At 41.9% G+C, this 24,854-nt stretch carries 26 protein-coding genes, 4 tRNA genes, 1 other RNA gene, 1 pseudogene and 1 other annotated feature; of the genes and pseudogenes, 10 read left to right on the forward strand and 22 right to left on the reverse strand.

The genetic code is table 11. The features are described 5' to 3' along the window. Positions 1-54: 54 nt before the first annotated feature. From hisH to hisG, 9 genes and pseudogenes are all read right to left on the reverse strand, one after another. A complete protein-coding gene (hisH, locus tag F542_RS08415; protein ID WP_025267301.1) occupies positions 55-648 on the reverse strand; it encodes an imidazole glycerol phosphate synthase subunit HisH in 594 nt (197 codons plus the stop codon). Beyond that, positions 649-1,746 carry a hypothetical protein gene (locus tag F542_RS08420; protein WP_025267302.1) on the reverse strand — a complete coding sequence of 366 codons (1,098 nt, stop codon included), beginning with the start codon at positions 1,744-1,746 and terminating at the stop codon, positions 649-651. A 158-nt stretch (positions 1,747-1,904) separates the two neighbouring features. Next, positions 1,905-2,993 carry a bifunctional histidinol-phosphatase/imidazoleglycerol-phosphate dehydratase HisB gene (gene hisB, locus F542_RS08425; protein ID WP_025267303.1) on the reverse strand — a complete coding sequence of 363 codons (1,089 nt, stop codon included), beginning with the start codon at positions 2,991-2,993 and terminating at the stop codon, positions 1,905-1,907. A 135-nt stretch (positions 2,994-3,128) separates the two neighbouring features. Further along, positions 3,129-3,569: an IS200/IS605 family transposase gene (gene tnpA / locus F542_RS08430; RefSeq protein WP_025267304.1), complete on the reverse strand. Its 441-nt coding sequence runs from the start codon at positions 3,567-3,569 to the stop codon at positions 3,129-3,131. A 98-nt stretch (positions 3,570-3,667) separates the two neighbouring features. Next, positions 3,668-4,729, reverse strand: coding sequence for a histidinol-phosphate transaminase (gene hisC / locus F542_RS08435; protein ID WP_025267305.1), 1,062 nt, complete (start codon positions 4,727-4,729; stop codon positions 3,668-3,670). A 29-nt stretch (positions 4,730-4,758) separates the two neighbouring features. Next, positions 4,759-5,199 (reverse strand): GNAT family N-acetyltransferase, encoded by a 441-nt coding sequence (locus F542_RS08440; RefSeq protein ID WP_025267306.1) that lies wholly within the window; start codon positions 5,197-5,199, stop codon positions 4,759-4,761. Positions 5,200-5,287: 88 nt separating this feature from the next. Further along, positions 5,288-5,740 (reverse strand): annotated as a pseudogene (locus tag F542_RS08445) (virulence RhuM family protein); the annotation flags it as partial. 29 nt (positions 5,741-5,769) lie between these two features. Then, positions 5,770-7,068: a histidinol dehydrogenase gene (gene hisD, locus F542_RS08450; RefSeq protein WP_025267308.1), complete on the reverse strand. Its 1,299-nt coding sequence runs from the start codon at positions 7,066-7,068 to the stop codon at positions 5,770-5,772. Between the two features lie 116 nt (positions 7,069-7,184). Further along, positions 7,185-8,081 carry an ATP phosphoribosyltransferase gene (gene hisG, locus F542_RS08455; RefSeq protein WP_025267309.1) on the reverse strand — a complete coding sequence of 299 codons (897 nt, stop codon included), beginning with the start codon at positions 8,079-8,081 and terminating at the stop codon, positions 7,185-7,187. 24 nt (positions 8,082-8,105) lie between these two features. Continuing rightward, positions 8,106-8,229 (reverse strand) — a sequence feature (His leader region). A 215-nt stretch (positions 8,230-8,444) separates the two neighbouring features. Here hisG and F542_RS08460 point away from each other — a divergent pair. Further along, positions 8,445-9,602, forward strand: a complete 1,158-nt coding sequence (locus F542_RS08460) for a bifunctional tRNA (adenosine(37)-C2)-methyltransferase TrmG/ribosomal RNA large subunit methyltransferase RlmN (RefSeq protein WP_025267310.1) — start codon at positions 8,445-8,447, stop codon at positions 9,600-9,602. 41 nt (positions 9,603-9,643) lie between these two features. Here F542_RS08460 and F542_RS08465 read toward each other — a convergent pair whose 3' ends face one another. Then, a complete protein-coding gene (locus F542_RS08465; protein ID WP_015431910.1) occupies positions 9,644-10,198 on the reverse strand; it encodes a UPF0149 family protein in 555 nt (184 codons plus the stop codon). Between the two features lie 72 nt (positions 10,199-10,270). Here F542_RS08465 and F542_RS08470 point away from each other — a divergent pair, with 72 nt between their 5' ends. The 9 genes from F542_RS08470 (at position 10,271) to F542_RS08505 (ending at position 14,477) form a co-directional block, all read left to right on the forward strand. Then, a complete protein-coding gene (locus tag F542_RS08470) occupies positions 10,271-10,600 on the forward strand; it encodes a cell division protein ZapA (RefSeq protein ID WP_025267311.1) in 330 nt (109 codons plus the stop codon). A gap of 64 nt (positions 10,601-10,664) precedes the next feature. Further along, positions 10,665-10,844: non-coding RNA, 6S RNA (gene ssrS, locus F542_RS10925), on the forward strand. 2 nt (positions 10,845-10,846) lie between these two features. After that, positions 10,847-11,443: a 5-formyltetrahydrofolate cyclo-ligase gene (locus F542_RS08475; RefSeq protein ID WP_231504925.1), complete on the forward strand. Its 597-nt coding sequence runs from the start codon at positions 10,847-10,849 to the stop codon at positions 11,441-11,443. A gap of 3 nt (positions 11,444-11,446) precedes the next feature. Beyond that, on the forward strand, positions 11,447-11,887 hold the full coding sequence (locus F542_RS08480) for a methyltransferase family protein (protein ID WP_025267312.1): 441 nt from the start codon (positions 11,447-11,449) through the stop codon (positions 11,885-11,887). A 93-nt stretch (positions 11,888-11,980) separates the two neighbouring features. After that, positions 11,981-12,340 (forward strand): purine nucleoside phosphoramidase, encoded by a 360-nt coding sequence (gene hinT / locus F542_RS08485; protein WP_015431906.1) that lies wholly within the window; start codon positions 11,981-11,983, stop codon positions 12,338-12,340. Position 12,341: 1 nt separating this feature from the next. Then, entirely contained in the window at positions 12,342-12,692 is a 351-nt protein-coding gene (locus F542_RS08490; protein WP_015431905.1) for a YcfL family protein, read from the forward strand. A gap of 285 nt (positions 12,693-12,977) precedes the next feature. Further along, positions 12,978-14,168 carry a tyrosine--tRNA ligase gene (gene tyrS, locus F542_RS08495; RefSeq protein ID WP_015431904.1) on the forward strand — a complete coding sequence of 397 codons (1,191 nt, stop codon included), beginning with the start codon at positions 12,978-12,980 and terminating at the stop codon, positions 14,166-14,168. Positions 14,169-14,310: 142 nt separating this feature from the next. Beyond that, positions 14,311-14,386: transfer RNA gene (locus tag F542_RS08500), tRNA-Gly, on the forward strand. A gap of 4 nt (positions 14,387-14,390) precedes the next feature. Next, positions 14,391-14,477 (forward strand) — tRNA-Leu (locus F542_RS08505). A gap of 99 nt (positions 14,478-14,576) precedes the next feature. Here the strand turns inward: F542_RS08505 and htpX are convergent. From htpX to F542_RS08560, 12 genes are all read right to left on the reverse strand, one after another. Beyond that, positions 14,577-15,428 carry a protease HtpX gene (gene htpX, locus F542_RS08510; RefSeq protein ID WP_015431903.1) on the reverse strand — a complete coding sequence of 284 codons (852 nt, stop codon included), beginning with the start codon at positions 15,426-15,428 and terminating at the stop codon, positions 14,577-14,579. A 92-nt stretch (positions 15,429-15,520) separates the two neighbouring features. After that, positions 15,521-15,679, reverse strand: a complete 159-nt coding sequence (locus F542_RS11255; RefSeq protein WP_015431902.1) for a sulfate transporter — start codon at positions 15,677-15,679, stop codon at positions 15,521-15,523. Between the two features lie 266 nt (positions 15,680-15,945). Beyond that, on the reverse strand, positions 15,946-17,241 hold the full coding sequence (locus tag F542_RS08515; RefSeq protein WP_025267313.1) for an adenylosuccinate synthase: 1,296 nt from the start codon (positions 17,239-17,241) through the stop codon (positions 15,946-15,948). A gap of 94 nt (positions 17,242-17,335) precedes the next feature. After that, the gene (gene hflC / locus F542_RS08520; RefSeq protein WP_025267314.1) at positions 17,336-18,220 is read right to left on the reverse strand and encodes a protease modulator HflC; all 885 of its coding nucleotides are present in this window, start codon (positions 18,218-18,220) and stop codon (positions 17,336-17,338) included. Positions 18,221-18,222: 2 nt separating this feature from the next. Then, the gene (gene hflK, locus F542_RS08525; RefSeq protein ID WP_025267315.1) at positions 18,223-19,425 is read right to left on the reverse strand and encodes an FtsH protease activity modulator HflK; all 1,203 of its coding nucleotides are present in this window, start codon (positions 19,423-19,425) and stop codon (positions 18,223-18,225) included. Positions 19,426-19,585: 160 nt separating this feature from the next. Continuing rightward, positions 19,586-19,671: transfer RNA gene (locus F542_RS08530), tRNA-Leu, on the reverse strand. 97 nt (positions 19,672-19,768) lie between these two features. After that, a complete protein-coding gene (locus F542_RS08535; protein ID WP_015431897.1) occupies positions 19,769-20,557 on the reverse strand; it encodes a glycosyltransferase family 32 protein in 789 nt (262 codons plus the stop codon). A gap of 119 nt (positions 20,558-20,676) precedes the next feature. Then, the gene (nrfD, locus tag F542_RS08540; protein WP_042365808.1) at positions 20,677-21,639 is read right to left on the reverse strand and encodes a cytochrome c nitrite reductase subunit NrfD; all 963 of its coding nucleotides are present in this window, start codon (positions 21,637-21,639) and stop codon (positions 20,677-20,679) included. After that, complete coding sequence (gene nrfC, locus F542_RS08545; RefSeq protein ID WP_025267317.1) at positions 21,639-22,325, reverse strand: cytochrome c nitrite reductase Fe-S protein; 687 nt, start codon at positions 22,323-22,325, stop codon at positions 21,639-21,641. Before nrfC ends, nrfD begins: the two co-directional genes overlap by 1 nt. After that, a complete protein-coding gene (nrfB, locus tag F542_RS08550) occupies positions 22,322-22,969 on the reverse strand; it encodes a cytochrome c nitrite reductase pentaheme subunit (protein ID WP_015431894.1) in 648 nt (215 codons plus the stop codon). The genes nrfC and nrfB overlap by 4 nt, the downstream gene beginning before the upstream one ends. Positions 22,970-22,987: 18 nt before the next feature. After that, the gene (nrfA, locus tag F542_RS08555) at positions 22,988-24,445 is read right to left on the reverse strand and encodes an ammonia-forming nitrite reductase cytochrome c552 subunit (protein ID WP_025267318.1); all 1,458 of its coding nucleotides are present in this window, start codon (positions 24,443-24,445) and stop codon (positions 22,988-22,990) included. 259 nt (positions 24,446-24,704) lie between these two features. Further along, a tRNA-Gly gene (locus F542_RS08560) sits at positions 24,705-24,780 on the reverse strand. Between the last annotated feature and the right edge of the window lie 74 nt (positions 24,781-24,854).

The raw sequence follows: 24,854 nt of genomic DNA on the forward strand, positions 1-24,854 counted from the left end.
AATAAAGCGAGAAATCAAGCCCTATTTTCAAACTTTGCGATCAAGATCGCAAAATCAGACATTCTCCACAAAATTCCTGAGCAACTTCGCCCCAGCCTCGCCCGAACGCTCAGGGTGGAACTGTACGCCGTAGAAGTTTTGGCTGGCAATGGCAGCGGAAAACGGCACGCCGTAGTCGCAGGTGGCGATGGTGTTTTCATTCGGTAGCACGCCGTAGCTATGCACAAAATAGAAATGGCTGCCTTGCTCAATGCCGTGAAACAGCGGGTGGTCAGCTTGGTATTGCACCTTGTTCCAGCCCATATGCGGCAACGGCAAACCGCATTCAGGCAAGCGTTCGGTTTTGCCACTCATCAGGTTCAGTGTTGCCACATCGCCTTCGTGGGAAAATTCGGTCATTAACTGCATACCCAAACAGATGCCGAGCATTGGTTGGTTGGCGTTGCGAATAGTGTCAATAAGCCGGCGATCATGCAAAATCGCCATCGCCGCCGCTGCCGTTCCCACACCGGGGAGCAACAATTTATCGGCAGATTGGATTTTGTTGAGATCTCGGGAGATCTCAGCCTGAATGCCAAGTCGGTCAAAAGCAAATTTGACCGAAGACAGGTTGGCACAGCCTGTGTCGATGATGGTTAGGTTGGTCATTTAATTTCCTGATTTTATACTTTTTATTAAATTTGACATTTGTTCCAAGCCATCAAAAGTACTCGGTACTTTATCAGCTGAAGATAAGATGCTGCTAAAAATTAAGCTTTCAAATTTTTCTAATGAGGAACCATCTTTTTCTTTTATATCTTTTGCATAATCAGCATAATTTTGGATAAACTGGCAGAGAGACTGCCTTAATTCAAGTTGCATTATTTGTGTTTGAATAGAATTATAATGGCTTAATACAACCCTAAAAAAATAAACAAATAAAATCTCTAAACCTAAAATAGGCAACATCTGCTCCCAACCAATTTCATTCCATGTAATATTGTATTCACTAAACCAATTTAGAAAACGTCCACCTATGAATGAAACAGGGACTAAAACTAAAAGTAAAAAAATTATAATCATAAGAGTAAAAGAAGCCCATTTAGCCTTATTTTTTTGAGATAGAAGATTTTCAAAACCTTGAGATAAACCAACAAAGTTGAATGCTGTCTTTTGTTTATCTAAATTATTAGCCAATAAATCTACCTTAGCCTGTTTCTTATTTAAAAACTCTCTAATTCTATTTTCTTCATTGGTAATATGCTGTTTTAGCACTTCTGACTTTAAATCAGCTTGCTCTAAATTTTCAGAATAATCTAAGAAAGCACGAAATCCTTTTTCTCCAAAATAGAAATTCAGCATATCTACACCCATTTCTGTTTTTATATAATGAGCTTGCCTTTTGCATCTCTCATCTAGCAAAGTTAGATTATCATCTTCAAAGTAATTCCACAAAGAGCGAGCAAACATATCAGATGATCTTATTCTCGATAAATAAAACAGATATTCCTTCAAAAATCTTACACAACAAATGTAGAAAAGGCTAAAATCCTCTTTATATGTCCCATCAAAGAAATTTTTAAAATCATGACCTAAATGATAATAATTAAACGGACATACCTCACTTAATTTAATATCATTAAACATAACTCTCTCTATAAATTCCTTACAAAATTTTGCTCGAATAGAATTCATATCTTGAGTTTCATTTTCTTCAATTTTGGATAAACCATTTATTACTCTTTCTAGTTTAATTTGCTCTATCATATTTACTATTAACCAAATAATTCAAGCATAGATATATACAAGCGGTCAAATTCCCCAAAAACTTTGCAAAAATCAACCGCACTTTTGCCCTCTCCCTCCGAAAATCCTTCGGATTTTCTCCACCCTCTCCCGCAAACGGGAGAGGGGAATATGAGAGATTATAAAACCCCTTTAGAACTCGGCAACTCATTCCCTTCAATGCGAATGCACTGTCTGAGCGTTCTGCCGAAGACTTTGAACAGGCTTTCGATTTTGTGGTGATCGTTGGAGCCGCAAGCTTTGATGTGCAAGGTGGCAAGCATCGTAAAGGCGATGGATTGGAAGAAGTGTTCGGTTAGCTCGGTGCTGAAATCGCCCACTTTGTCACGTTTGAAATCGGCTTTGAACTTGATGAACGGTCTGCCTGATAAGTCCATCGCACATTCTGCACGGCTTTCGTCCATCGGCAACACGAAGCCGAAACGGGCGATGCCACGTTTGTCGCCAATAGCTTGTTTTAACGCCGTGCCGAGGGCGAGGGCGGTGTCTTCCACCGTGTGATGTTCGTCAATCCACAAGTCGCCTTTGGTGGTGATGTTCATTCTAAAACCACCGTGGGTGGCGATTTGGTCGAGCATATGGTCGAAAAAGCCCACGCCGGTGCTGATTTCGTTGTTGCCTGTTTCGTCCAGCCACACTTGCACTTTGATGTCGGTCTCTTTGGTTTTACGGATAACTTCGGCAAAGCGCTTTGGTCGCTCGCCAATGTTGGTGACGGGCTCATTCAGCAGTTTTTCTGCAATCAAATCCCAGTTCAGTTTTTCAGGGTGATATTGCAACGCCCGAATGCCAAGGTTTTCCGCCAGTTGTACATCGGTGGCACGGTCGCCAATCACAAAGCTGTTGGCTGGGTCGAACAGTTGGCGGTCGATATATTTTTGTAGCAGTTTGGTGTGCGGTTTGCGGCAATCGCAACCGTCTTCGGGCTTGTGTGGACAAATCAGCACATCATCAAATTCAATCCCTTGCGAGTTGAACAACGCCATCATCGCATTGTGCGGTTTGTCGAAATCTGCCTGTGGGAACGAACTCGTGCCTAAGCCGTCTTGGTTCGAGACCATCACAAAACGGTATTTGCCCTTGAGCTTGAGCAGGGCTGGAATCACGTTTTTCTCGAATTTGAGCTTTTCAAGGCTGTCGATTTGAAAATCGGTTTTTGGCTCGTCAATCAAGGTGCCGTCACGGTCGATGAAAAGGGTGGGTTGCATGTTTTTCTCCTATATTCATTGTGTCAGTCGCGGAGCGACTGGGTTTATCGAGCCTAGGACGGCTCGTCCTAGGCACCCCATACGAGCCGTATGGGGTTCTTTAATCCGAGCTACTCCGTAGCTCTCTTTTATTGATTACAAATCTCGTTCTAAATATTCATCAAAATCCACAATCAAGGCTTTCATTTCATCAACAAAATTAATGCTCTTATGATGTTCCTTCTGATTTTTAATGTAATTCACTATTTTTGCTTTTTCGTGTTCACTATAAGTCAAAGCACAGTAGCCCTTCGACCACGCATAGAAATCGGGAAACCAATCGCTATGCTGTTCAAGCCATTTATGACTGGCATTTTTGAGCTGCTTCACAAAATCCGATACTGCCATACTCGGGTGAATTTCCACCAGCAAATGCAAATGATCGGGCATTCCGTTAATGCGGTGTAGCGTACATTTTTGTTGCTGGCAAAATGCCCAAATGTATTGATACAACGCTTTTTCGTTTTGCTCATTGATAGCAGGAACACTCTGCAACGTACGGAAAACGATGTGGTAATACAGTTTTGTGTAACTCATAGTGCCTCATACGAGAACCCCATACGAGCCGTATGGGGCTCTATAATCCGAGCTGCTCCGCAGCTCTATTTAATCAGTCGCGGAGCGACTGGGCTTACTTAGCCTAGGACGGCTCGTCCTAGGTAATCGATAACTCGCTGATTTTCCTCTCTCGTCCCCACCGTAATCCGAATGCAATTTTGCAATCCCAATGCTTTGTGCTGGTCACGCAAAATAATGCCTTGCTCCCAAAGTGCTTTGAAGACTTTTTGTCCGTCTTGGCACTTGAATAGGAGGTAGTTGGCTTCGCTGTCAAAAACTTGTTCTACAAGCGGTAAGTTTTCCAGATTTTTTTGCAATTCGGCACGCAGGGTAATGACTTCCGCCACACGGGTTTTCATTTGCTCAATGCCTTGTGGCGAAAGAGCTTGAGCGGCAATATCGGAAACAGGCACAGGCAGCGGATACGGGGCAATCACTTTTTGCAACACGCCGATCAGTTCCGCATTGGCAAGGGTGAAACCACAACGCAAGCCCGCCAAGGCAAAGGCTTTAGAGAGGGTGCGGATAATCGCCAGATGTCGGAAGTTCGCCAGCTCGCTAACCAAGCTCGCTTCAGGGCAAAATTCGATGTAGGCTTCGTCCACCACAACAATCGCTTTGCCTGCGGTGATTTGCAAAAGTTCGAGCAAATCCGACCGCTTGATCAGGTTTCCGGTCGGGTTGTTCGGGCTGCACACAAACACCACTTTCACGCTCTCGAGGTTGGCTTTGATTTGGGCTAAATCCAGCTGGAAATCGGCGGTTAAAGGCACGGTTTTGGTGGCAATGCCACAGGTATCGGCACTCACGGCGTACATTCCGTAGGTCGGTGGACAGTAGAGAATGCTGTCGTTCGCCTCGCAAAAGGCTCGGATAATCAGCTCAATGCTCTCATCGCCCCCACGGGAAACCAGCACATTTTCAGGTGCAACGCCTGCATATCGGGCGTAACCTTCAATCACCGCCTGCGGTTGCGGCTCAGGGTAGCGGTTAAAAGTGTGCTCGGTTAAATCAAAGTTTGGCGAAAGGGCATATTCATTGGCGTTCAGCCACACATCGCCACTGCCCCCTAAACGCCGTGCCGATTGGTAAGGTGTAAGGGCTTGAATGTTTTTTCTAGAGAGTTGTGAAATTGTCATATTGTGTTCCTGTATAATTTATACGTAGTTTAGAAATTTTTTCGATATTGAATAATACCGCTATCATTAGCTAATTTATTATAAAGCTGTTGTGCTTGATGATTGTTTTTATCTGTTACCCAATATACTCGGTTATATCCTTTTTCCTGTGCATATCGATAAATATATTCAATTAATTCTTTTCCTATGCCTTGGTTGCGATATTCAGGTAAAACAAATAAATCTTCCAAATAACAGCATTCAGTTAAATTCCAAGTATTTGGGTGAATCACAATATGAACAAAACCAACCATTCTGTTATCAACAAAAGCCCCAAATCCCTTTACATTTTCACTCTCTGAAACTTTCTGCCAAGTTGATTGAATAATATCATCTGCTAAATTCACTTGATAAAAATCTAAATATTGTTTCCACAATAGTTTCCATTCAGTGAGATTTTTGGAGGCTAACGGCGAAATATTAATACTCATATTTTTTTCCTGTTATGCTTTTAATAAAATAAAGTGTTCAATCAGTTTAATCATCAGTTCTTTTTGTTCAGGCAAACTTTCTGCCACCAACAAGGCTAAGGCAACCAGTGTATTGGCTGAGCAAGCCAATCACCTGTTCAAACTCAATACCTCGTTCCTGCAAACGGCGCTCGTTAAGGGCATAGCCTTTTAGCAGATAGTCTTTCAAACGAGCGGTTGCCCAAATACGAAATTGGGTTGCAGAACTTGATTTCACACGGTAGCCGACCGAAATAATGGCATCAAGGTTATAATGTTTGAGCTGTCGTGTAACTCGCCTTTTTCCCTCTTGACGAACTACCGAGAAATCCTCGGTAGTTGCATTTTCATCAAGCTCACCTTCAGCAAAAATATTTTTTAAGTGCAAGCTGATGTTATCGCTAGAAGTATCAAAAATACTTGCCATTTGCGCCTGTGATAGCCATACCGTTTCCTTGTCAAACTGCACAGAAACTTGGGTTTTGCCGTCTTGGCTTTGGTAAATTTCAATTGGATTGCTCATCTCTATCTCCTACAAGCGGTCTGTATGGCTTAATTTTTTACAAAATCCAACTTTTCCAACCGCACTTCCACCGCGAGCTTATGCGCCGCCAGCTGTTCTGCTTCTGCCATTGCCATCACCGTTGGGGCAAGCGCTTTGAAGCCTTGTGGGGTGAGTTCTTGCACGGTCATACGTTTACTGAAATCCGCAAGCCCAAGGCTGGAATGGGTGCGGGTGTAGCCGTAGGTGGGCAGAACATGGTTGGTGCCGCTGGCGTAATCACCCATGCTTTCAGGGCTGTACGCACCTAAGAAAATCGAGCCTGCGTTATCCAGCCAGCCAAGCAGATTGCGTGGGTTTTCGATTTGTACCACAAGGTGCTCAGGCGCATAGGCGTTGCTGATTTGGGCGCATTGGTAGAGGTCGTCCGCCACGATGATGAGGCTGTGGGAAAGCGCTTTGCAAGCGGTCTCTTTACGAGGTAAATCTGCAAGCAGACGTTCAATGGATTGCTTGGTTTTTTCGGCAAGTTCGAGGCTGTCGGTCACGAGCATCACCTGGCTGTCCGCACCGTGTTCGGCTTGGGAGAGCAGATCGCTTGCCACAAAATCAGGGTTGGCGTATTCGTTGGCAATCACCAGCACTTCCGAAGGCCCTGCAGGCATATCAATGGCTGCGCCGTCAAATCGTTGGCTGACTTGGCGTTTGGCTTCGGTAACGAATGCATTGCCCGGCCCGAAAATTTTGTCTACTTTGGTCACGCTTTCTGTACCGAATGCCATACCCGCAATCGCCTGCGCACCGCCCACCGCATAAATGGTGTCCACGCCACAAAGCCATGCGGTGTAGAGAATTTCGTCTGCAATCGGTGGAGGTGTGCAAAGTACAATTTTCTTGCAACCTGCGATTTTGGCAGGCACGGCAAGCATCAACACGGTTGAAAATAAAGGCGCAGAACCTCCCGGAATATACAAGCCGACTTTTTCAATCGCCCTTGTCAGTACTTGGCAACGCACGCCTGCTTGAGTTTCAATATCGACCTCTTGCGGCTTTTGCGCCTCGTGGAAAGTGGTGATGTTGGCTTTGGCATTGGCAATGGCGGTTTTCAGCGTAGGGGATACTCGCTCACACGCTGCTTGAATTTGCTCGGCAGATACGGCGAGGCTTGAAAGTTGGGTTTTGTCGAACTTGGCGGTCAAGTCAAAAAGCGCTTTGTCGCCTTGGGTTTTCACCAAATCTAAGATATTTTCTACCGCACTTTTCAGCTCATTGGAGGCAGAAATGGCAGGGCGCGCCAAAGCGCTTTGTTGTTCAGTGGGGGATAATTGGTTCCAAATGAGGGTTTGCATATTTTTTCTCCTTCCCCACACGAGCCGTGTGGGGCTATATCATCCACGCTACTCCGTAGCGTTATCAGTCGCAAAGCGACTGGGTTTATTCAGCCTAGGACGGCTCGTCCTAGGCACTATTCCATCATCTTCTCAATCGGCAACACCAAAATCGAACTTGCACCTGCCTCTTTCAGCCGCTCCATGGTTTCCCAGAACAGATTTTCTTGGCTGACAACGTGCATTGCCACACGGCTGGCATCACTGGCGAGCGGTAGGATTGTAGGGTTTTCTACTCCGGGTAACAGAGCCGTAATTTCAGCGAGGCGATCTTTCGGCGCATGAAGCATAATGTATTTGCTCTCGGCGGCTTGTTGCACGCCTTGAATACGGGTGAGGAGCTTATCCACCAACGCCTGTTTTTCTGCACAAAGCGCTTCTTGACGTTGGATTAAACAGGCTTTGGAGCGATAAATCACTTCCACTTCTTTCAAGCCGTTGGCTTCCAGCGTCGCACCTGAGGAGACGAGATCACAAATGGCACTTGCCAACCCTGCACTTGGCGCGACTTCCACCGAGCCGTTCAGCAAACAGTTTTTAAACGGCACGCCTTTTTCCTGCATATAACGGCGGAGTAAATTGGGATAACTGGTGGCGATACGGGCGTTGGCAAGATCTTGCACGCCGTGGTAAGCACGGTCACGCTCAATCGCCAACGACAAACGGCAGCCGCCGAAATCCAACTGGCGCAGTTTTTTGTACGCCACTTTCTCGCCAGCCGCAATACGCCCCAGTTCCTCTTCTTCCAGCACGTTCTCGCCGATAATGCCGAGATCCACCACGCCGTCAAACACTAGGCCTGGAATATCGTCATCACGCACACGCAAAATTTCGATAGGGAGATTTTCGGAATAGGCAATCAAACGTTGCTCATTCCAGTTAATTTTTACCCCACATTGTTTCAGCAATTCATTGCAATCTTGGCTTAATCGCCCTTTTTTCTGTAACGCAATACGTAATCTTGTGTTCTGCATATTTTTCCCTGCTAGTTATAGATAAAGAAAAACCCCTCGAAAGTGACCTTCCGAGGGGTGTAATTGCTTTTGGAGTTACGTTGCTCGGAAGATATCTTCCAAGCACACCAAATGCCTGAAAGATTATTCAGGGATATGGTGATGATGATGGCTAAACATAGAAATCATAATTTATTACTCCAAAGAAAACGTTTGCGACAATACGCCTAATATTTAAAAAATGCAAATATTTTTTGCTTTTTTCTAGCATAATCACTGTAAGAACTGTACAATCCACGCTCTTTTTTTACAAGCGGTACAAAATACCGCTTTTTTTGCAAAACTTACCTTTTGCCATAATCCGTGTAATAACGAGGCTCATCAATGTCTGAAACTCAATGTGGCAGCCAAACGGCTGTATCTGAAACAAAAGAAAAAATCAATTTACTTAATTTAAACCGTCAGCAGATGCGAGAATTATTTGCTGAAATGGGGGAAAAGCCGTTTCGTGCCGATCAGCTAATGAAATGGATCTATCATTTTGGCGAAGATAATTTCGACAATATGACTAACATCAACAAAAAGTTGCGTGAAAAATTAAAAAGTATTGCCGAAATTAAAGCCCCTGAAATTGCGGTGGAACAGCGTTCAAGCGATGGTACGATTAAATGGGCAATGTGGGTGGGTGATCAACAGATCGAAACCGTTTACATTCCAGAAGATGATCGTGCAACGCTCTGTGTTTCTTCCCAAGTGGGCTGTGCGTTGGCATGTACATTCTGTTCAACCGCTCAACAAGGTTTTAACCGTAATTTAAGCGTGTCAGAAATTATCGGGCAAGTGTGGCGTGCTTCTAAAATTATCGGTAATTTTGGTGTAACAGGCATTCGTCCTATCACCAATGTGGTGATGATGGGTATGGGTGAACCTTTGCTCAATATGAATAACGTGATTCCCGCCATGGAAATTATGCTTGATGATTTCGCTTATGGCTTATCTAAACGCCGTGTAACGCTTTCTACTTCGGGTGTTGTGCCAGCGTTGGATAAAATGCGGGAAATGATCGATGTTGCATTGGCAATTTCGCTGCACGCACCGAACGATGAACTGCGTAATGAGTTAATTCCGCTCAATAAAAAATACAACATTGCGATGTTGATTGAGAGCATCAACAAATACTTGGAAGTTTCCAATGCTAACCACGGTAAGGTCACCATTGAGTATGTGATGCTCAACCAAGTAAACGATGGCGTAGAACATGCCCATCAACTTGCGGAAGTATTGAAAAATACACCAAGTAAAATTAACTTAATTCCGTGGAACCCATTCCCTGAAGCGCCGTATGCAAAAAGTTCAAATACTCGTATCGACCGCTTCCAAAAAACCTTGATGGAATACGGCTTCACTGTGACCGTGCGTAAAACACGTGGTGATGATATTGATGCTGCGTGTGGGCAGCTGGCAGGAGATGTAATCGACCGTACTAAGCGTACGATGGAAAAACGTAAATTTGGCGAGAACATTGCCGTACAAGCCAATTAACAAAGCAAAAGCAGATCACATGGTGATCTGCTTTTTTATCATTAATGAATACTTGGCTTCTCTTCATGAAGCATTGTTGGTTTGCCAAAATGCGAATGTAAAAACAACGCAACCACTCGCAGATATTCAATGATTTCTTCTGCAGCTTCCAGTAGTTCATCCTTATCATCATTTTCATCGTAGCCAAGTTTCGCAATTTCATCTAGATCGTCAATTGCTTCACCTACTTCATCGGTCTCTTGGCTTAATTGTGGCTGTGCCAAACCTAATCCAAGTAAAAAGTGGCTTGTCCACTCAGCAATACCCTCTGCAAGTGCAAAAGCATCATCATTATCCACCTGCCAAAGCGAGAAAAGCGTATTCGCTTGATCAAAGCTTTCACTAAGTTGTTGATAAAATTCACTGAGTGCTTTTAGTGAGGTTTGTGAAAAAGCGTGTCCATCATTGGTAAATTGATACGTTAAGGTTTGCCAAGAATCATCTTGAATCCCCCCTGCGATTAAGCCACTTAAAAAACCGTGAAACTCTGCAGCAGAGTAATCAATGGCTAAGGTTTTGATTAATTGAGAAAATTCACTTTGGGTTGAAATCGTCATAGCTTGTTTTGTGATTTATACAAAGGGTGGCATAATAGCAAAAATTTTTGCTTTAGTGAGGATTTCCCGACAATGTCGAAGAATAATATTGAATTATCGCTATTTGGTCAGGTGCTACGTTTATATTGCCCACCAGAACAACAAGAAAGCTTGCGAGCTTCTGCGCAGCGCTTGGAAGAAAAAGTAGGGATATTAAAAGAGCAATCTGGCATTATCCAACTTGAAAAAGTGTTATCTATCGTTGCCTTAAATTTAAATTATGAATTAGAGCAAGAACAGCGCAAAAATGCTGAAAATAAAAATGTGCTCGAAGCATGTATTGCTCAACTAGATAGCTCGTTACATAAATTTCAATCAAGCGGTGATGAAAGCGTTTCGATTGGACAAGAAACTAACGAATAATCAAATTTTCTAAATTTTCTTAGTGTCAAGACTAGGAAAAAAATATAAATTCCGTTACTATTTATTTCGCCTGAGGTGTGCGTTGCGAGTTACGTCCCTGAGCCGATATTAAAATCTCCCTGAGCTGGATATTAAACTGTTGGTGAGCAGGCTCGCTTGCGAGAAGCCTAAAAATGGTTACGTCCGGCTCCCTTGAACCGTCTGGTTCAAGGACCATTACTGGTAACGGCACTTCGGGTCTTTTTTATGTCTAAAAATGCCTTTCACATGACTGCAAGCGGTCAAAATCAGTTAGAAATCTACAAAAATTTGCGCCAAACAATGCGAGCTAAACGCCTTGCCTTATCTGATATTGAGCAAGCGCAAGCCGCACAAACTGTTTTGCACCAAGCCATTGAATTATTTGAACATTATCACCCATCCACGGTGGCACTTTATCTGCCTTTTAACGGTGAAATTTCCCCTCTAGCAATCCTTGAATTCCTGCAAAAGCAGTATATCCGCTGCTGTTTGCCAGTGTTGCATCCTTTCACGCCAAATCATCTACAATTTTTTGCCTACTCATCAGAACAAGATTTACATAAAAATCGTTTTGCTATTTTAGAACCCAAACTAAATGTACAAAAAATTGTGCCATTATCAGAGATTGATTTGATTTTTGTGCCGCTAGTTGCCTGCGACAAACAGCATAATCGGCTAGGAATGGGAGGCGGCTTTTATGACCGAACACTTGCGCAGATGCCAAATGCCGTGACAGTAGGGCTTGCCTATTGCTGCCAATGTATTGAACAATTACCAACACAAAGTTGGGATGTCCCTTTAAAACACATTTTGCTAGGATAAATTATGGAACTCAAGCTCCCGCCACCGCTTATCTTTATCTTGTGCGCAATTACTATCTATTGCTTACCTTCACCTTGCCCAACGCTCCTGTTACTCCAATTGTTAGCCGCTTTGCTAATTCTAGCTGGAGTATATCTTGATCTTGCCAGTTTGTGGGCTTTTTGGCAGCAAAAAACCACGATTAACCCATTAAAGCCAAATAATACGCGTACCCTTGCAACAACAGGAGTTTATCGTTTTAGCCGTAACCCAATGTATTTAAGCCTTGCTTGCTATTTGCTCGCTATTTCACTATGGCAGGCAAATCCATTTGGCATACTCTTTATTTGGGGATTTGTTGCTTATATCACACATTTTCAAATTCTTCCTGAAGAACGCATTCTGCAAGCAAAATTTGGGCAAGCCTATCTAGACTATCAAGCTCATGTAAGACGCTGGTTATAGTGTTTACAAGCGGTCATAATGACAGAAATTTTTGCAAATTTTGTAAAAAACAAGCAAAATCATACCGCTTGTTTAATTTAAAAAGGATCGATTATGACAACCGAATACCCAGAAACTATTTTTAGTAAAATTATTCGTAAAGAAATTCCGGCGAATATTGTCTATCAAGATGAGCTTGTAACCGCATTCCGAGATATTGCCCCACAAGCAAAAACGCATATTTTAATTATCCCGAACAAATTTATTCCAACCGTGAATCATGTAAGCAGTGAAGACGAGCAGGCACTTGGACGCTTATTCACCGTCGCTGCAAAAATCGCTCAGCAAGAAGGAATCGCGGAAGATGGCTATCGCTTAATTATGAATTGCAACAAACATGGCGGGCAGGAAGTATTCCATATTCATATGCATTTAGTCGGGGGTGAACCACTTGGTGCAATGTTGGCAAAATAATATGAAAAAACTGATTTTATGCTGCTGGGCTATCTTATTAGCTGGTTGTGGAAGTAACCCTGTTAGCTATCTACCTTCGGGAACAAAGCCAATTGTTAATGTTGAAGCCGATATAAATGAAAAGCTTTCCATCAAAGCAGAAAATAGCTACTTGCAAGTTAGCAATTTAACAGCCCAACATTTACACTTGCGCTATAAGCTGTTTTGGTATGATGTCGATGGCGTAACCCAGATTGCTGACGAACAATGGCAAAAGTTGTGGCTCGAAGCTCTACAGACTCGCCAAATTCCATTAAGTAAGCCTAATGACGAAAGCGTGAACTACCGCTTTTATCTAAAAAATAACGATTAACGACTGTTAATTTATAGCCTTTCATCTAGAGGTTAATACTCAAAATCTCGTTTAGATGTGCTCTTAAAACCAGCAGTGATTACTTTATATACACTTTTGTAAAGAAATGTAAATAACATTGCAGTTACTTTTGATAATTATTATCATTAAGCCACTTCAAAAATAATAGGTAATCACTCCAACTCTTACGCTGCATTCCCCCACAAAATGCAGCGTTTTTTTTCGCTTTTTTCCGGCGAATCGCTATAATAGAGTCATTTTTTCACAAAAATTTAAGGAATGATAATGAGCCAATCTTTAGAAACCACTCTTGCCGAATTAAAACGTGGCGTAGAGGATATCTACTCTGAAAATGATTTAATTGAGAAATTAAAAGAAAATCGCCCTCTACGCATTAAACTTGGCGCGGATCCTACTGCACCAGATATTCATTTGGGGCACACTGTGGTGTTAAACAAACTCCGTCAATTCCAAAATTTAGGGCATGAAGTCATGTTCTTAATTGGAGATTTCACCGCAACCGTAGGTGATCCATCAGGTAAAAATACAACTCGTCCACCGCTTTCTCGTGAAGATGTGTTAAAAAATGCAGAAACTTACAAAGAGCAGATCTTCAAAATTCTTGACCCGCAAAAAACTAAAATTGTCTTCAATTCAGAATGGTTGGGAGAGCTCGGCACAGTAGGAATGATCCGCCTAGCAAGTAACTATACTGTAGCCAGAATGCTTGAACGTGATGATTTCAAAAAACGTTTTGCAAACCAACAACCAATCGCGATCCATGAATTTGTGTATCCGCTGTTACAAGGCTACGATTCTGTTCACTTACAAGCTGACGTAGAATTAGGTGGAACAGACCAGACATTCAACTTGCTTATTGGGCGTGAATTACAAAAATCTGCTGGGCAAAAACCCCAAGTCGCAATGACGTTGCCGCTACTAGTTGGCTTAGATGGCGAGAAAAAAATGTCTAAATCGCTTGGTAACTACATTGGTGTTACAGAAGCGCCAAACGAAATGTTCGGCAAAATTATGTCAATCTCTGATGAACTCATGTGGGATTGGTATAATTTACTCTCTTTCCGACCGCTTGTAGAAATTGAGCAGCTCAAAACAGAGGTTGCCAGTGGTAAAAATCCGCGCGATGTAAAAATCTTACTTGCCAAAGAGATTATTGCTCGTTTCCATGATGAAGCTGCGGCAGCTGCGGCAGAACAAGAATTCATTAACCGTTTCCAAAAAGGTGCAATGCCAGATGAAATGCCAGAATTTACCTTTGAAGGAGAGCTTGGTCTAGCCACATTGTTAAAAGAAGCGGGCTTAGTCACTTCAACATCAGAAGCTATCCGTGCAGCACAACAAGGTGGCGTAAAAATCAACGGTGAAAAAGTCGATGATGTGAAACGTAATGCAGAAAAAGGTACTGCTGTTTATCAAGTAGGTAAACGTAAATTTGCACGCATTACTATAAAATAGCTAAAATATCGGCACTTTGTGCTGTTTTTAAGCGATCAAACGATTTCCTTTATTTAAAAAAGAAATTTATTTTGACATCGCCAGAGAATGCTATAGAATGCACAACTGTTGAGACGCTACGAAGTTCGTAGCGTTTTTAAATGCGGGAATAGCTCAGTTGGTAGAGCACGACCTTGCCAAGGTCGGGGTCGCGAGTTCGAGCCTCGTTTCCCGCTCCATTTTGCCCGAGTGGCGGAATCGGTAGACGCAAGGGATTTAAAATCCCTCGCCTTTCGGGGCGTGCCAGTTCAAGTCTGGCCTCGGGCACCATTTTAATTCCGCAAAATTTTAAAGATAGCACCTTGAGGTGCTTTTTTTATACCTGAAATCCAGCAGATAAAAATAGCCGCTCAGATGAGCGGCTGATATTTATAAACTTCTTAATGCTGCAATACGTTTTTCTAACGGAGGATGACTCATAAAGAGTTCTTGCCGCTTCCCATTAATCATAAAAGCATTTAGGGTCCCTTGCATTTCTTGCGGTTCATGAATGCTTTGTAAACGTTGTAATGCCGCAATCATTTTCTCTTTACCAACCAAGCTTGCAGAACCCGCATCCGCACGAAATTCACGATAGCGAGAGAACCACATTGCGATAATAGTTGCCAGCACACCAAATAATATTTCAAGCACCATTGAAACTAAGAAATAGATACCGCTACTACGTTCTTCACTACCATTATCATTACGTGTTGTCGCTACAGCGGTAGCAATCATACGTGATAAGAAAATCACAAAGGTATTCATAACCCCTTGTAATAAGGTCATAGTCACCATATCACCATTAGCAATATGTGAAATTTCATGTGCCACTACAGCTTCTGCTTCATCTTGAGTCATGGTATTTAATAATCCCGTACTCACAGCAACCAAAGAGTTATTTTTAGTTGCACCTGTTGCAAAAGCATTCACATCCGCAGAGTGGTAAATTGCCACATCTGGCATAGGAATACCAGCTTGCTGGGCTTGGCGTTGAACTACATTGAGTAGCCAGCGCTCTGCATTATTGCTTGGCTGATGAATAATTTCTGCCCCAACAGATTTCAATGCCATCGTTTTTGACATGAATAATGAAATTAATGAACCGGTAAAACCAAATAGCAGTGCCATAATTAAAATGCCACCTGCGCTGTCACCAGCTATGCCTGTTACACTTAAAATAATTCCTAAAACGATCATCACTGCAAAGTTAGTCGCAAGGAATAATGCAATTCGCATCATAGATATTTCTCCAAATAAATAATAAAACTCGGCAAAAAACCGAACACCTAAAATAGGGATAGTTATCAAAAATTCAAGAGTAGTCAGACTATTTAAGGGTGCGTAATAATATCGGTTTCTTCCGATTTATCATGTACGCCAAATCGATCAACTAAAGTTTTACTTGCTTCATTCAATCCAATCACTTCCACCTCTATCCCCAATTTTCGGTATTTTAAAACCACTTTATCTAGGGCGGAAACAGCTGTCACATCCCAAAATATACACTACAATGGCAATCGTAACTAACATCACTACATTAAAACCAATCAGATGTATTTTTAGTTCTTTCACTGACTGCCAGTTAAAAGTACCGACAGAAACCATGAGCATCACAGCAACTAACATTGGCATTGGTATAACTTTTAAGATATCACTTAAAAATACTATCATAATCAGTAAAAATGAAAAAAAGAATAGCCGATAATACATCGGCTATTCAGTTTAAAATTTACCAAGCGGGTAATTATCCACTAAATTATGCAAAAGGATCTTGTAAAATCATTGTCTCAACACGATCAGGACCAGTTGAAAGAATGTGAATTGGTACACCTACGATCTCTTCAACACGTTTAATATAATTGATCGCATTTTGTGGTAAATCTTCCCATTTCGTCACACGGAAAGTATTTTCAGACCAACCCGGTAAGGTTTCATAAATTGGCTCAACCCCTTCCCAATCAGCTGCTGCCATTGGTGCGTGTTCTACAATTTCACCATTTGGCATTTTGTATGCGGTACAGATTTTGATCTCTTTAAAGCCATCTAGCACGTCTAATTTGGTCATACAGAAGCCAGTAATAGAGTTAATCTGAATCGCACGGCGAACCGCTACTGCATCAAACCAACCACAACGGCGAGGGCGTCCTGTTACCGCACCAAATTCGTTTCCTTTTTTCGCAATTTCCATACCCACTTCATCAAATAACTCTGTGGTGAATGGGCCGCCGCCTACACGGGTACAGTAAGCTTTGATAATACCTAAAACATAATCTAAATTGCGAGGGCCAAAACCAGAACCGCTTGCAACACCACCTGCGGTAGTATTTGAGCTGGTTACATATGGATAAGTACCATGATCGATATCTAACATCGTACCTTGTGCACCTTCAAATAAAATGTTGTCACCATTTTCACGAGCTTTGTGTAACAAGGTTGTCACATCTGCAACCATACCAGTGATGATATCAGCAACCGCAAAGACTTCATCTAAAGTTTGTTGATAATCTACCGGCTCAACTTTGTAGTAGTTTACGAGCTGGAAGTTATAGTACTCTAAAATGGTTTTGAGTTTTTGCGCAAAAGCTTCACGGTTAAATAAATCGCCAACACGCAAACCACGACGAGCCACTTTATCTTCATAAGCCGGTCCAATCCCACGGCGAGTTGTACCAATTTTATTTTCACCTAACGCATTTTCACGTGCATTATCCATTGCTACGTGATAAGGCAAAATCAGCGGACAAGCTTCAGAAATTTTTAAACGCTCACGTACATTGATACCACGACTTTCTAATTCACTCATCTCTTGCATTAATGCACTTGGAGAAAGCACCACGCCATTGCCGATTAAGCAAGTTACATTATCACGTAAAATACCGCTTGGAATTAAACGTAATACCGTCTTCTCACCATTAATAATTAAGGTATGACCGGCATTATGTCCACCTTGGTAACGCACTACATACTTCACACGGTCTGTTAATAGATCGACAATTTTGCCTTTTCCTTCATCGCCCCATTGTGCGCCAAGGATTACGACACTTTTTCCCATTTTAGAACTCCTTAAAAGAACTAGGGCATATGCTCTGCCCATTTAAAATTTATATGAGCGTAAGCATACGCCCCATTTGATCACTTAGAACGTATTACTTCGGCGCTTTCATAAAGCGGAAGAATTCACTATCTGGCTTAAGTAACATTATATTGTTACTGCCTTCCGCAAAGCTCTCTTCATAGGCTTTTAAGCTACGAATAAAGCGGTAAAATTCAGGCTCTTGATTGAAAGCATCTGCATAAATTTTGGCAGCTTCAGCATCACCAGCACCTTTTAATTCTTCTGCGGTTTTATTCGCATTCGCAAGAATTAAAACCACCTTACGATCAACATCAGCTCTGATACCTTCCGCTTTTTCCTCACCTTGTGAACGATGTTCACGAGCCACCGCCGCACGTTCCGCTTGCATACGTTGGTAAATTGATGATGAAACTTCATTTGGTAAGTTAATCTGTTTGACACGCACATCAACCACTTCAATTCCGAGTTTTTCCGCACCGTCTTCGCCAGCATTTAAGGCCTTTTGAGCACCAGCCATTAACTCACCACGAGAACCAGAAACAATATCTTTAATGGTGCGAGAACCTATTTCTGAACGTAGGCGGTCGTTTACTTTACGGCGTAATAGATCAGACGCTTTTTGATAATCGCCACCTGTTGAGGTATAGAACTGTCCAAAATCACTGATGCGCCATTTCACATAAGAATCAACTAATAAGTCTTTTTTCTCAACGGTAACAAAACGATCTTCCTTACCATCAAGCGTTTGAATACGTGCATCAAGCGTTTTGATTTGGTCGATCACTGGCACTTTAAAGTGCAGCCCTGGCGTATAAACTTGCACTTGATTTTCCGCATCACGTTGCACTTTGTTAAAACGCATCATAATGCCACGTTGCCCTTCTTGAATGACCACAACAGATTGATAAACGATAAAGGCAACAACCGCTAAAATGGGTAATAACAATCTACGCATTATTAAAATCTCCCTTTACGCACTGGCTCACTTGCCGACACATCTTGATTTTGTGGTTGTATCACTTGTGGTTGAACTGCTGTAGGTGCTGATGGAATGACTACTTTTGGTTGTGTAAGCGGTTGATTTTCCGCTTTATTTTGCAAAAGTTTATCCACCGGTAACACGGTTAAATTATTGCCATTTGCGCTATCCATCATCAGTTTCGGCGTATTTTTCATTACCTTTTCCATCGTTTGAATATACAAACGTTCACGGGTCACTTCTGGTGCTTTGCGGTATTCTGGCAACACTTGTGTAAAACGTTCCACTTCACCTCGTGCATTTAGCACAACCTGCTCTTTATACGCGTTTGCTTGCTCCACAATTCGCTGTGCTTGACCACGAGCAATCGGCTCTTGTCCACGGGCATAAGCTTCTGCTTCACGGATTAAGCGCTGCTCATCTTCTTGGGCTTTGATCGCATCATCAAAGGCGGCTTTCACTTCTTCTGGTGGACGAGCATATTGGAAGTTTACGTCCGTAATGAGTAACCCCATATCGTAAGTTTTGATAATTTCACGCAAAGCATTCCATGTGTTTTCACGTACTACCGCTCGCCCTGTGGTTAAAATATCATCCATCGTCATATGACCGACCACATAGCGTAAAGCACTGTCAGTCGCTTGTTTCAAGCTATCATCAGGTTTATTGACATTGAAAAGATATTTTGCAGGATCTTCAATACGGTATTGCACTGTCATTTCAACCAATACCATATTTTCATCTTTAGTCAGCATCGAGCCACTGGTATTTAGCTCTAAAACGCGTTGCACATTCACTGGGCGTACATGATCCACAAAAGTCGGTTTCCAGTTTAACCCGGGTTGGACAATATCGTAGAGTTTACCAAAGCGAGTCACTACACCTCGTTCGGCTTCTTGCACTGTATAAAAACCAGATGCAGCCCACACAATAGCGCCAAGCGCTAAAGCAACAGGCAAGAATTTACCAAATGCAGGAGAATTCGATTGATTGGGTTGATGAGAATGACCACCTTTATTTCCACCCATTTTTTTCAATAGGTTATTAAATACTTCTTCTAAATCAGGTGGTTGCTGTTCGGATTTTTGAGGCCCTTGCTCTGGTTGTTTATCAGTACCATTTTGCTCCGGCTTTTTTGCCCCTGGTTTTCCCCAAGGGTCTTGTGGATCATTCCACGACATAAGGCTGTGTTCTCCAAAGAAATGTAAATGACATTTGTTAAGAAAATGCAAGATTTGGATTGTACCGATTTAGGGAAGATTTGGCTAGGCTATCAATTCAATTATTTAGAAATAAAATTAAAATAAAAAAACCCAGCTAAAAAGCTGGGTCTAAAAATTTTGGTGCTCTGGGCGAGACTCGAACTCGCACATCCTATGGACACTACCCCCTCAAGATAGCGTGTCTACCAATTCCACCACCAGAGCAAATGTGGTGCTAATATTACTTAAGCGACTATCACTTGGCAAGTGAGATCTCACAAAATTTGTTTAGTTGCCGATTTATTAAACTTAGTCTAAGGGCTTACTTAATAAGATCCTCATTTTTTGCGTGATTCCATTTTCCCATTTTCTTATCCATATATTGGAAATATTCATTGGTAAACGTTCCCTGAGCACAGGTTAATTTATCTCTACGGCTGTTTACATCTACATTTTCCAATGCCTTTCTTAATGTGTCAGGCCCCGTCAGCACAAAAACACCACCATCAATACGCCGTTGCTCAATATTATCAATAATGATATCTAACGTATCTTGCAAAAATTGATTACCTTTTTCACTCGCCAAAAAGAAATTAGTATATTCACCGCGACGTGTAATCACCACTTCACTATCTTCATCATCAATAATATCGTCTAAATTCCAAACTAAATGCCCATCAATATCCATATAGATTCCCCCTTCCTTATATAACGTAAAAATACGCCAAAAGTCAGCTTGAGAGGCTCCATCTGTTAATTTACTATAAGCATTAAAAGTTCGTTCATCGGCATTTTGTTGAATATAGCTTGCTCGCTCTTCTGTACTAACATAGCGATAGTCATAGCTTAATGACAACAGACGATTTAACAGATAATTGCAATAGACAGGAAAGGTAACACGATTACTGTAATTAGTTTGCCAAATGGTACGCGTAATTTTGGTGTTACGTTTAGAAATAATTTTAGCAGGGCTAAATTCAGGTATCGTGAAGCGTTTTTTCGGGAAAATTCCATGCACGACATAACTAAAAATTTTAACAATATTACCAACTAAACGTAGTAAGCCGTTAGAAAGTACGATAAGTTTTTCGTTTTTGATAGGTTTATTCATTTTTATTGTCCTAATGATAAAGCGGCTCTACTTTACCACTTTCACCTTCACAAAAAAAGCAAGCGGTCGAATTTTGCAAATTTTTTGCCAAATTCAACCGCTTGAAAAGCCAAAGAATATTAACTTGCGATCGTTAATTGCCCCGCATATAAGATAAAGTAACGTAAACAGACAACCCCAAATAAACCAGCAAGTGCCAAGAAAACCATAAAGCCTCTATTCTGTTTTAAGGATTTTCCTGCAATTAGGTTAGCAACTTGGGGGAATAACATTCCGATTGCAACCACACCGCCCCAGAATACCATTCCCCAGAATCCTGAGAGCGCGTTATCTGCAGATAATGCACTATCTCCACCGGCACTATAAAGTACGCCAAAGAATGCAACCAATAAAATGGCTTCCACAATCACCGTTGGCAATTCCATTTTATGTAGAAAATGGCTTTCATTACTGTGTGCGGATAACTTACCAAACACGAGAACACAAATCATCAATGCTGCAATACCAGATGAGGTTCCCGATGCAAGGAATAAATAAGGCAATACCCCATTATTTAACATTGGGTAACTAATCAAATCTGAGAGTAGAAATCCCGTATAAACCCCTAACAGAATATTAAAGATGAAGAACAAGACTTCAATCGCAGTTGTAAATCTGACCGCAACATCAATAATACCGTTTATAAAGCCAAGTGCAGGGATATAGCGTTTAATTAAGCTTGCAATCTCATCGCGGAAAATGACCGCTATCCATAGGAAAGCTAGCGCCATATAAATCTGGAACATTGCTACTCCCATAGACATCACCGAATCAAACTGGTAGTTAAACATTAAGAACCAGAATGTCCAAGGACGTGCTAAGTGGAAAATTAATAGCAACAGACCAACCGTTACTGAAACCGGTGCTAAGAATGCTGCTGCACGAATGATCCAGTTTTCACTTGGTTTGGCTAGCTTATGTGTATATTTGTAAATTAACGCTAACAAGCTAGAACCAGAAGCCACCCCTAATAAAAAGAGGTAAATTGCGATACTTGAATCCCAAACGAGATCAGGCGTTTGGAAAGGTACTTGATCGTACATCATTGTGCCGCCTCCTCGTATTTGCGTGGAATATGGTATAGATTTGGCTCTGTACCTAAGCGCGTTTTCGTGCGATAAGTCTCATTTTCTCGAATTTTGATAGAAACCGCACTATTCGGATCGTTTGCGTCACCAAAGGTTAATGCTTTTACTGGGCAGGCTTCAACACAAGCTGGCTGTTTACCTGCTGCGAGATTTGTATCTCGGCAGAAATTACATTTATCTGCGGTTTTCTTCACTGGATCAATGTAACGAACTCGATATGGGCACACCGCTACACAATATTGGCAACCTACACACAAATCAGGTTTTACATCTACAATACCATTAGTAATATCGATATAAGATGCCCCAGTCGGGCAAACACTAACACATGGAGCATTGGTACAATGTTGGCAAGATTGGCGGAAGAAATCGTAACGTACGTTAGGAAATTCGCCTTTTGGCGCACTTTTAATCATCTCCAAACGAGCAACGCCTTCTGGCACATTGTTGGTTTCACGGCAAGCATCCATACAAGCCGTACAACCAATACAGATTTGCTCATCATGTACCATCGCATAGCGAATCATTTTTTGTTCTGTTTCAGCAGCAAGCCCGAGAGAGCTGGTAGCAAGTCCTGTTGTACCTGCCACCGCAATCAGCGCTCCTGCCCCTGAGACGAAATCACGGCGGGAGCAACTCATTTTGTCTCCTTAGTTCCTTCTGAACCTGCTAATACTTTTTTAAATTCACCTTGATGCACTTTGGTATGACAATCTACACAAAGTTTAATGCGCTGTTTAGGTTCGCTAGCCTTCATTGGCTCACTTTCTGGGTGCAATTTATGGCAGTTTACACATGCGATTTTTGGTGCATGTACATCATGTGCCCAGAATGTCTCACGAAGCTTGTCTGGATTATGGCAAGCAAAACAAACCGCATTTTGTTCTTGTGGTGAACGTTCGAGTGCTGGATTTTTTGCCTGACCATGCACATTAAAACGCATTACATCTTTTACACCTTTACGATGATTTTCGGAAATATTACCGTGACAAGATGTGCAGTTTAACTGTTCCCCAGTATTTGGGCTTTTCGTACCGTGTTGAAAGTGTTTACCCGCATGTTCAAATGCAGATAAATGACCATGACAATCAACACAATATTTATTTGGGTCGCGGCGTGCATCTTTAGCAATTTGTGCATCTGATGCCGTTTCCGCCCACAACGGTTTAGGCTGAGCAGGAAAACTTCCTTCTTGCGCATTCGCAGTAGCTATTGCAAATAATCCTGCAAAAGCGACCGCTTGCAGGGCGGCAAACCGCCCTAATTTTGAAATAATCACTTTCATATTGTTCTCCTTATCGGATTACTGATTATCCGCAGGGAGTAAACCTTTTTTCTTCGCTTCTTCTTCCCATTGTGGAACGACTGTGCGCAAGAATTCGTCTTTAGCTGCTTTTTCACCATCAAAGTCAATGCCCATGACTTTTTGAGCTTTTTCTTTGGTAGAAATATCTGGCACCTGAACTGGTGTCTCTACACCGTGTTTCACAAGTACACCAGCCAATGCTGCTCGAGCATCTGCCGCTCTATCCATACCTGTTGCGATCATATGTAAAACCACTTTTGGTGCATGCATATGTCCACCATGACCTGCTGCGGACATATCCCAACGCCATTGAGCGTGGCGAATTGCAGTAAGTGCTTGTTTCATCTCGTCTTCAGCGGCACCTGCATCCCAAGCTGCTTTCGCCTCAAAGTGCGCTTTAACTAATTGATCTTCTAATTTCAACATTGCATCTTTGATCTGTTTTTTGCTCTCTTTCACGCGTGCTTGTAAAGTCTCTTTACTTTGCTCATGACAGGTTTTGCAAGTGTGCTCAAAGTTATCAAATGGATTACCAATTTTATGGTCGGTATAAACTTTGCCATCTTTTGTTTCTACTTTTGGCATATGGCAGTCGATACAAGTCACGCCATTTTGACCATGCGTATCCATCGCCCAAGTTTCGAAATCTGGGTGCTGCGCTTTTAACATTGGTGCTTTAGACATTGAGTGAACCCAATCTGTAAAACCGGCTTCATCATAGTATTTTTCCATACTATCAATATCGATGCCTTTATCCCAAGGGAAGGTGACGACTTTTTTATCCCCTCTAAAATAATACTCTACATGGCAGTTTGCACATACAGCAGCGCGCTGGCCATGTTTTTCAAGGGTATCGAATTTCCAACCGATAGATTCTAATGCACGTAAAACATGTGGGCGAGCAACACGCAATGCAGCTTTACCTTCTTCAAACTCTTTAGAGGTAGTATCATGGCAGTCTGCACAGCCAATTGAGTTCACCATTTCGGCACCATATTTTGCCCATTTAGCATCGAAGTATCCTTCTTCACCTTTTTCTGCAATCATACGCGCTACATCAGGACCTTTACATGTCCAGCATGCCATTGGCTGAGGGCCACCATTTTCATCTTTAGGTGCGCCTGTACGTAAAATTTCACGTACGTCTGTAACCGCATAAAAGTGACCACGAGGTTTATTGTAATCTTTAGAGAAAGCATAGCCGCCCCAAAGAACAACTAAACGCGGATCTTCTTCTAACATGCTATCACGTGCTGTTGATTCTGAAGTCGCTTTCCATGAGTTGTATTGAAGAGGATATTTTTCTGCAAATTTATGATTTGCAGATTCAATTTTTAAATCAGGTTTTGCACCTTCTAGTTCTGTTGGCTGCGGTGCAGCAATAGATGTCTGCCAGAAACCTAACATTGCGGCAAAAGCCAAACCGCTTTTTAATACTTTATTTACTCTTTCCATAAGAGCCCCCACAAAAGAATATAAATGAAACACTTGAGAATGTTTATCACTTAAAAATCAATAAGTTAAAACAATTTCTTCCATTGGTGAGAATAATTAAAAAAAATAATAAAACAATGAGATTTTGATTCTTCTTTGAAGTAAATCAAATTTTTTAAAATGGTAAAAATGATAATAAATATCAAATACTTAGATTAGGTTGATGGCAAAATTTAGATATAAAAAAAGCACCCCATGGTGCTATATTTTAAATTAAGAATGGAGCGGGAAACGAGGCTCGAACTCGCGACCCCGACCTTGGCAAGGTCGTGCTCTACCAACTGAGCTATTCCCGCATTAAGCGCTATAGTATGCCATAGCGCTTGAAATTGGTAACTATTCTATCGTCTTGCGTATGATTGTCAAATAG

This window comes from Bibersteinia trehalosi USDA-ARS-USMARC-188, assembly GCF_000521725.1.
GTDB lineage: Bacteria > Pseudomonadota > Gammaproteobacteria > Enterobacterales > Pasteurellaceae > Bibersteinia > Bibersteinia trehalosi.